Origin of the sequence: Pseudomonas agronomica (assembly GCF_025917275.1) — a bacterium.
GTDB lineage: Bacteria > Pseudomonadota > Gammaproteobacteria > Pseudomonadales > Pseudomonadaceae > Aquipseudomonas > Aquipseudomonas agronomica.
Genome location: NZ_JAOSHO010000831.1, coordinates 1 through 1358, shown reverse-complemented (window position 1 = coordinate 1358; position 1358 = coordinate 1). Strand labels below are relative to the sequence as shown.

The window sequence follows — 1358 nt, the reverse complement described above, 5'->3', positions numbered from 1 at the left end:
AGCAGGCTCGCTCCCACAAGGTTCAGGCCGGTGTTGTCAAGCGAGGTAGCCATCCGCCCGCAGCAGCGTTTCGAGGCAGTGCTCGGTGATGTGATAGAACGCCTTGAGTTCTTCGATCCTGGCGAGCAGTTCGGCGGGATCCGCCGGTTCGGCACGCTTGACTGCGAGGATCATCTTGTTCTTGTTGGTGTGGTCCAGGGAAATGAACTCGAACACCTTGGTCTCGTAGCCACAGGCTTCGAGGAATAACGCTCGCAAACTGTCAGTGACCATTTCCGCCTGCTGGCCCAGGTGCAGGCCGTATTGCAGCATCGGCTTGAGCAACGCCGGGCTCTGGATCTGCAGGCGGATCTGTTTGTGGCAGCACGGCGAGCACATGATGATCGAGGCGCCCGAGCGAATGCCCATGTGGATCGCGTAGTCGGTGGCAATGTCGCAGGCGTGCAAGGCGATCATCACATCCACCGCGCTTGGCGCCACGCTGCGCACATCACCGTGCTGGAAACTCAAGCCCGGGTGCTCCAGCCGCGCGGCAGCTTCGTTGCACAGCCTGACCATGTCCTCGCGCAGTTCGACACCGGTGACCACGCCTTCGGCCTGCAAGGTGTTGCGCAGGTAATCGTGGATGGCGAAAGTCAGGTAGCCTTTGCCCGAGCCGAAGTCCGAGACCCGCACCGGCTTGTCCAGGGCCAGTGGCGAGGACGTCAGCGCATGGCTGAAGACCTCGATGAACTTGTTGATCTGCTTCCACTTGCGCGACATTGCCGGAATCAGTTCGTGCTTGTGGTTGGTCACGCCCAGGTCCGCCAGGAATGGCCGGCTCAAGTCGAGGAAGCGGTTCTTCTCGCGGTTGTGCTCGGTCGATGGCACCTCCCGCAGTTGCTGGGGCTTGCTCTTGAACAGCGAGCTCTTGCCCTTCTTGCTGTACTCCAATTGCGCCTCGTCGGTGATCGCGAGCAAATGCGCGTTCTTGAACGAAGCCGGCAACAGCGCGGCGATGGTATCCACGCCGTCGGCCAGCGGGAAATTCTTGGTGATGTCGCGGGTCTTGTAGCGATAGACGAAGGACAGGCAAGGCTGATCCTTGACCGTGAGCTGCTTGATGATCAGCCGCTGCAGATCGGTTTCGTCACCGACGTACTTGGCCAGCACCAGTTTGATGAACGCGTTCTGCGCCAGGCTGGCCTGCAGCAGCGCGATGAACTGGGCGTGGTGATCCGGCGCGGGACGGGCGGGAGTTGCGGTGACAGACATGAAAAAGCGGCCTCGGGCGGGCGGATCGGGAATGGCGGGTATTTTAGGGGGGATGGGGTGCCAGGGCACGGGGAATTTCCTGTGGCGAGGGGATTTATCCCCGT

The 1358-nt window shown here is 61.2% G+C and carries 1 protein-coding gene; it reads right to left on the bottom strand.

The genetic code is table 11. From position 1 onward, the window contains the following. Nucleotides 1-36 precede the first annotated feature (36 nt). Complete coding sequence (locus OC610_RS27495) at nt 37-1254, bottom strand: class I SAM-dependent methyltransferase (protein WP_264432619.1); 1218 nt, start codon at nt 1252-1254, stop codon at nt 37-39. Nucleotides 1255-1358 lie beyond the last annotated feature (104 nt).

Excerpts from the sequence above, each read along its gene's own strand:
- OC610_RS27495 (WP_264432619.1), bottom strand. The coding sequence starts at position 1,254 with ATGTCTGTCACCGCAACTCCCGCCCGTCCCGCGCCGGATCACCACGCC.